The sequence below is a fragment of the Streptomyces sp. NPDC002055 genome, assembly GCF_040296705.1.
GTDB lineage: Bacteria > Actinomycetota > Actinomycetes > Streptomycetales > Streptomycetaceae > Streptomyces.
The window spans coordinates 1-6,450 of sequence record NZ_JBEOXS010000119.1 but is presented as its reverse complement, the minus strand read 5'-3'; the positions used below and the strand labels follow the sequence as shown (position 1 = coordinate 6,450).

The following is a 6,450-nucleotide window of genomic DNA, read 5'->3' as shown; positions in this document are numbered from 1 at the left end:
TGTCGTAGTCGGCGTCCTTCGCGTGGCGGTTCGAGGTGATCGCCACGACGATGGGCGCGCCGTCGGGGCGCCACACCACGGCGATGTCGTTGCGGGCGCCGTAGGTGCTGCCGGCGCCGGTCTTGTCGCCGACCACCCAGCCCTCGGGCATTCCGGCGCGGATGAGTTCGCCCCCGGTGGTGTTGGTCCGCAGCCACGTCGTGAGCTGCCCGCGGTCGTCCTTGTTCAGGAGTCCGCCGAGTACGTACGCGCGCAGGTCCTGGGCCAGCGCCCGGGGCGTGCTCGTGTCACGGGTGTCCCCGGGGGTCCAGTCGTTCAGCTCCGTCTCGCGGCGCTCCATGTGCGTGACGTCGTCGCCCGCCTTCCGGAGCGCGGCCTGCAGCCCCTTGGGGCCGCCGACCGCGTCGAACAGCAGGTTTCCCGCGGTGTTGTCGCTGTAGCGGACGGCGGCGTCGCACAGCTCCGTCAGGGTCATCCCGGTCCCGACGTGCTTCTCGGTCACCGGGGAGTACTCGACCAGGTCGTCCTTCGAGTACTTGATCACCCGGTCCATCCCGCTCGGCGAGTACTTCCGGAGCACGGCACCGGCGGCGAGCGCCTTGAAGGTGGAGGCGTACGCGAACCGCTCACCGTCCCGGTGGGCCACCTCGCGCCCGGTGCCGGTGTCGACGGCGTAGACCCCCAGCCGCGCGTCGAACTTCCGCTCCAGCTTCTTGAACTCGGCGGCGGACGCCTTCGCGGCGGACGCCTTCGCGGCGGACGCCGACCGCACGGCCGCTCCGGTCTCCGCGGCGGGTGCGACGGCCGGCTTCGCGGTCGCGTCGTTCGGCCGCGCGTCTCCCGCGGCCCGGACGCCCCCACCGGACCCGCAGGCCGACAGCGGGACGAGTGCGAGCGTGGCGAGCGCGCCGAGAGCGGTGCGGCGGGCACGGGTGTACTGCATGTTCCAAACCTCCGGGTCGGTCCCCATCGCACAGGGTGCCTCGCTCTTCGAGGACAGTGTTGGCGCGGCGTCGGTTGCATGCGGGGCGGGGGAATTCGTCCGTTCACGCGAACGTCCCGTGGTGTTGGCCGGGGCGCTGACCGCGGCGCCGTGGGCCTCGAGAGCGCTGCCGGCGGCCACGGCTCTGCTTCTCGGCGAGCGGCCGCTTCGTCGGCGGGCGGCTGCTCCCGCCGCGGGCGGGCTGGATGTCCCTGTGTGTGCGGTGTGCGCGACACCGGATGGCCGAGAGGAGCGGCTTTCCCCTGGCACTCGTACGCGTCTCCTCTTTCCGCCATTAGCAGGACTTACCCATTCCTGCGACGTACTTTCCGCTTCGTCCGGTCACTCATGTCACGGTGCCGGTCCCGTCCAGGGGCCCGCGACGAAAGGAAGACACACATGCGTGGAAGGCTCGTCATCGCCGCCGGCGCACTGGCCATGGCTCTGACGCCAGGCACCGGGTGGGCAGCACAGGACAGCGACGTCCAGGCGACCGGTTCCCACCGCGCCGATGCGCCCGTTTCCCGCGATGACTCCCGCGCCGGCCAGGGAGTGCCCGGATACGAGCTGGTCAGGCTGCCCAACGCCAATGTCCCGAACTTCCAGCGGCGCACGGTGTACTGCCCCGCGGGCAAGAAGGCGCTCGGCGGCGGCGCCGAGGCGCGGGGCAACAGCGCCATCCTCGTCGGCAGCTTCCCCACCGACGACGGAAGGGGCTGGATCGGACTGGGCCGGCAGACCACCACGGACAACGTGGGCATCAGCGTCTTCGTCATCTGCGCCAACGTCTGATCGACACGGCGTCATGGCCCGGCGCACCTGTCCGGGCCGGGCCGTCACGGCGCCGGCACGCGTGACAAGCCGTAGGCGTGACAGGCCGTACGCGTGACAAAAGGCCCCGACGGGCGAACCCGTCGGGGCCTTTCGCTGTTCAGTGGCGGTGATGCTGAGGTGCGGACCGTGCGGACCGTGCGGACGGTTCGGTCAGGGGCGGCTGGGACGACCTCATGACGCCTCCCCGCGGGTGCGCACGTAGCGCCACCCGAAAAGGAGCGCCCCCAGCGCTCCCCCGACCGCACCGGCCCCGCACATGACCGTCGCCCAGAGGGCCATGTCCTGTGTGATCCACAGCAGGCTCACCACGACCAGCGCCAGGGAGAACAGGAATCGCTCTCCATGGCGCGGGTTGCGGGGACCCGTCAGTCCCGGGTGTTGGTGCACGTGTAGGTAACGCCCTTCATGCGGATGTCCCGCCACCCGATGAGGGGAGCGATATCGGTGCCGCCACCACCGCCGCCATCCTTTTTCCGGCAGTAGTAACCGAGCGCGTCGAGCTTTCCGAGGGCGCTCTTTGCCTGGTAGTTCCGGTACGACCTCATCATGGCCGCTCGCTTTTCCGCGGGCGTGGCATTCTTTGCCTTGGTGTAGGCGTAGCACCCGACGCTGGCGCCGATGCCCACCCACGACGCGCCCTTGGCCAGGGCCTTGGACAGGCCTGCCGCGCCACTGCCGATCCCGAGAACCGCGCAGATCTCATCGGCTCCGGCAGCGTTGACCTGCGCCTGCGTTGCCGCCCGCGACACTGCCGCATCCCCGTCGCGCTCCGCCGGAGCTGCATTCGCCGTCTGTGCGCCAATGCCGAACATGGTGCCGGTCATGGCGAAAGCGATAAGCGTGGATATCCCTTTGCTTCGTACGGTCACGAAGTCAACCCCCGAATTCCCCGTCTTGATCATTACGGGAAGGACGCTACCAGTACCGCTATATGCGTGCAATGGATATTTACTTTTTCTGGCGGCTCCTTGACGGGGCGGCGTCGGGAATCGGAAGAATCCTGCAAAATTCGATATATCGGGCCCTTGGTCGCGTGAACCCCAGGTCCTGTGAGAGGGGCCGGTGCCCTCGGCTGGCCGTGGTTGTGCGCTGCTGTTGGCGTACGGGTTGGCGTGCGCCACGGGTCTGCATCGCGCCATGGGTGACGCCTTCAATGGCGTCGCGCTTCGCCCCTCCGTCCCCGGCTCGACCTGCGACGACCCGCCGGATGACCCGCTCTCGGGCAACTGGCTGCATAGCCAGAGGCGTCATTCCCCGAGCCGATGGGAGCGGTCTCCGGTCGACGGGGATGAGGCTGATGCGGGGGGCAAGGTGGTTGGGGGCGACGCCCAGGTCTGGCACCCTCTTCGCTCCTGGCTGGGGCCGGCGATCAGGTTCATGACCTGCGTCGTTCCGCTGTGTCGCTCCTGCTCGACCTCGGCGTGCCGCCCCACGCGGTCCGGCGGATCATCGGCCACAGCGGCATCGGGGTGACCATGAAGGCGCACACGCGTCGCAGGACGAGCAGCGGAAGGCACTCCGAAAGCTCGGCGACACGCTCGCCTGAGAGGTGCCACGGAGGCCGCCGGGGCGCAGAGTGCTGCCCCTGCCGTCCTGGCGGTCAGCTGGCTCTTTGTAGGCCAAACGGATGAGGCTCCGCCAACGCTGTTGCGATTATTTCGACTGTTGCGGATACTTCTATTAGTGAGCCAGTGCTGATCACAAACGAGACCGCCACGACATCTCGACCCAGGCAGTGAACCCCGCCGTCACGCCAGCGATCACGGGGCCACTGTCAACACGCCAGCCCGCCACCGCGCCAACGGGGCGGACTTTCCCTGGCGCCCACCCACCGCATGAGGGGCGCACCATGACCAAGACTGACATTCGTCCGGTGAAGCTCCCGGACGACAAGCAGGAGACCGCCAACCATGCCCTGGCAAGGGTTCGGACCTACCTGGCGGAACACCAGGATGCGGCCCAGATCCGCGTCAACGTTGAAGACGGAGGCGACCGTGAGCCCTTGGAACTGCCCCGTGAGGCTGTAGAGCTCCTCGCGTCGCTGCTTGCGCATCTCGGTGCGGGACGGGCGGTCTCCGTCGTCCCGTCTGATGCTGAACTCACCACCCAGCAGGCCGCCGACATGCTCAATGTGTCTCGGCCCTTCCTTATCGGCCTCCTGGGGGCCGGAGAGATCGAGTACCGGACCGTTGGGTCGCACCGCAGAATCACCGCGTCGTCCCTCCTGGAGTACCAGCGCAAGGACGATCACCGTCGCCGGCGGGTGGCTGATGAGCTCACCCAGCTCGGCCAGGAGATGGGAATGATCTAGGGCATGGCAGCTTTGACCTAAGTGTCTAGTGATCAACTGTGCCCCAGTGCCCGACTGGGGCACGGTCGTTTCGGTATATGCGGTCCAGTTCGAGCTGTTGGCGTACCGGTTGGCGTAGACGGCACGAAAGAGCCCCTCTCCGGTGTGGATGGAGAGGGGCTCATGCCCTGATGAGGGCTGCGGTGGCTGGGGCCGGGGTCGAACCGGCGACCTTCCGCTTTTCAGGCGGACGCTCGTACCAACTGAGCTACCCAGCCACGAAGTCCACGAGAGACTTCAGCGGTCCTGACGGGATTTGAACCCGCGGCCTCCACCTTGACAGGGTGGCGAGCACTCCAAACTGCTCCACAGGACCAAGCTCGTGCGAGCACTAGTCTCGCACAGGGTGTTGCGTGCCCCCAACGGGATTCGAACCCGTGCTACCGCCTTGAAAGGGCGGCGTCCTGGGCCACTAGACGATGAGGGCTGATGGCCCACCTGGGCGCTTCTCAGCGCGTCGGGGACGTGAGAAGCATATGGGATGGGAGGAGCGATCGCCAAAACGGTTTACGAAGCCGAGGGCGACGGGGTGGCTCCGGGGGAGTTCTCGGCCGGCAGATGGCGGCTGACCTCGGCCGTCGACAGCCCCAGACCGCCCAGCGTGATCTCGTCCCACGCCTGGAGCCGGCGGGTGTCCCGGTCCAGGTAGAGGATCGAGGCCTGCACCGGGTCCGGTTCCGCGTCGTCCACCGCGCGCAGCCCGCTGCCGCCCGTGGTGCCCTGGATCATCAGCCGGGTGCCGTGCCGCAGCACCTCGCTGTCGCGCCGGTGGATGTGTCCGGCCAGCGCCAGCGGCACCGTGCCGTCCGTCTCCGCCGCGGCGACGGGATTGTGGGCGACGGCGATGTCCACCGGCCGTCCGACGGCCTTCTGCAGCCGCAGCGCCGACGCCAGCTCCCGGCCTACCCGCTTCTCGGCCGGGTCACCGGCGGCCACGACCGATCGGTCGGGGGTGAACTGCGGGTCGCCGACGCCCGCGATCAGCAGTCCGGCGACCCGGACCGGCCTGCTGTCGTCCAGGACACGCACGCCCTTGCGCCCCGCCATCGACTTCTGGGTGGCGGCGGAATCGTGGTTGCCGCGCACCCAGACGTACGGGGCGCCGAGGCCGGAGACGGGGTCGAGGAAACCGTTCTCCGCCGCGCTGCCGTGGTCCATCGTGTCCCCGGAGTCGATGATCACGTCGATCTCGTACTGATCGACCAGCGACTCGATGATGTGCCAGGCCGCCGGGTTGAGATGGATGTCGGAGACGTGCAGCACGCGCACCGTCGTCGGGTCCGGCCGGTAGGCGGGGAGGGTCGAGGTGACGTCGTAGAGCTTGGTCACATTGGTCACCAGCCGGGCCAACTCCCGCTGGTAGACGTCGAAGTCGCTGACGATGCTGCGGGCGTTGCCGACCACGTTGGGCGCGCCGGCCAGCAGGCCGGAGAACTTCGGCTCCAGCACCGCCTGTGGATTCCAGGTCGCGTACGCCGCGCCGCCGGAGGCCGCGAGCAGGCCCAGCGCGAGCCCGCCCGCGACCAGCGCCCGCCGCGGGCGCCGGTAGACGGCCAGGCCGAGGGCGGTCGCGCCGGAGACGACGGCGACGCAGGAGCGCAGGGCCAGATCGGAGGTGCCGGCGGTGACGTCGCGCGTGACCTCGTCCTGGAGGCCGGAGATCCGCTCGGGATGGTCGACGAGGGCCTGGGAGCGGACCGGGTCGAGCTGGTCGACGTCCACGTCGAGCCGTATCGGGGCGACGTGGCTGCGGAGTTCGAGCGAACCGAGCGGCGAGACGTTCACCTTGGTGCCGCCGGTGAAGGACGGGCGCAGCGTCATCCGGGTGTCCACCGGGCCCACGGGGGTGCGGACGCTGCCGACGATCAGCAGCCCCAGCCATGCCCCGAGGAGGACCACCGCGGTCAGGCCGGCCGCCCGGGCGAGCGGGGACGGCCGAGGGGCGAGGGAGGCGGCGGGGAGTTCGCGGCCGGGCCCGGCGAGCCGGCGCCAGTGACGCGCCATGCTCGCGCCCGGGGCGCGCAGGGGATGGGGCGACCGTACGGGTTCGCGATCCATTGGGGCCGTATGCCCGTGCGCCACGGCCGGTATGCCGGGGACTACGGGAGCGCCGGGAGCGCGGCGGCGGCGCCCCGGCGGCGCGGCCCGCACCGGCCCGCACCGGCCGGCACCGGCTGGCACCGGCTGGCAGCGGTCGGCGGGGATCTGGTGGCGGGGCAGCTACCTGGTCGGCTGCGACGGCCCCCGGTCCACCGTGCGCAAGCTGCTGGACGTCCGCTTCCCC

General features: G+C 69.8%; 6 protein-coding genes and 3 tRNA genes. 3 read left to right on the top strand and 6 right to left on the bottom strand.

Annotation, left to right across the window (positions count from 1 at the left end):
* Window positions 1-943: class A beta-lactamase (gene bla, locus ABT112_RS34490; protein ID WP_351515759.1), on the bottom strand; the 943-nt coding region annotated here is incomplete at its 3' end.
* 438 nt (window positions 944-1,381) lie between these two features.
* Here bla and ABT112_RS34485 point away from each other — a divergent pair.
* Complete coding sequence (locus ABT112_RS34485; protein WP_351515758.1) at window positions 1,382-1,774, top strand: hypothetical protein; 393 nt, start codon at window positions 1,382-1,384, stop codon at window positions 1,772-1,774.
* Between the two features lie 407 nt (window positions 1,775-2,181).
* On the opposite strand, the gene ABT112_RS34480 is transcribed toward ABT112_RS34485, so the two are convergent.
* Window positions 2,182-2,640, bottom strand: coding sequence for a hypothetical protein (locus ABT112_RS34480; RefSeq protein WP_351515757.1), 459 nt, complete (start codon window positions 2,638-2,640; stop codon window positions 2,182-2,184).
* 1,025 nt (window positions 2,641-3,665) lie between these two features.
* Between ABT112_RS34480 and ABT112_RS34475 the strand changes: the two genes are divergently transcribed.
* Window positions 3,666-4,127, top strand: a complete 462-nt coding sequence (locus ABT112_RS34475; protein ID WP_351515756.1) for a helix-turn-helix domain-containing protein — start codon at window positions 3,666-3,668, stop codon at window positions 4,125-4,127.
* Window positions 4,128-4,310: 183 nt separating this feature from the next.
* Here the strand turns inward: ABT112_RS34475 and ABT112_RS34470 are convergent.
* From ABT112_RS34470 to ABT112_RS34455, 4 genes are all read right to left on the bottom strand, one after another.
* A tRNA-Phe gene (locus ABT112_RS34470) sits at window positions 4,311-4,384 on the bottom strand.
* Window positions 4,385-4,407: 23 nt separating this feature from the next.
* A tRNA-Asp gene (locus ABT112_RS34465) sits at window positions 4,408-4,482 on the bottom strand.
* Between the two features lie 38 nt (window positions 4,483-4,520).
* A tRNA-Glu gene (locus ABT112_RS34460) sits at window positions 4,521-4,593 on the bottom strand.
* A gap of 80 nt (window positions 4,594-4,673) precedes the next feature.
* A complete protein-coding gene (locus ABT112_RS34455; RefSeq protein ID WP_502975532.1) occupies window positions 4,674-6,224 on the bottom strand; it encodes a metallophosphoesterase family protein in 1,551 nt (516 codons plus the stop codon).
* 31 nt (window positions 6,225-6,255) lie between these two features.
* Between ABT112_RS34455 and ABT112_RS35510 the strand changes: the two genes are divergently transcribed.
* Window positions 6,256-6,450: hypothetical protein (locus ABT112_RS35510; RefSeq protein ID WP_502975531.1), on the top strand; the 195-nt coding region annotated here is incomplete at its 3' end.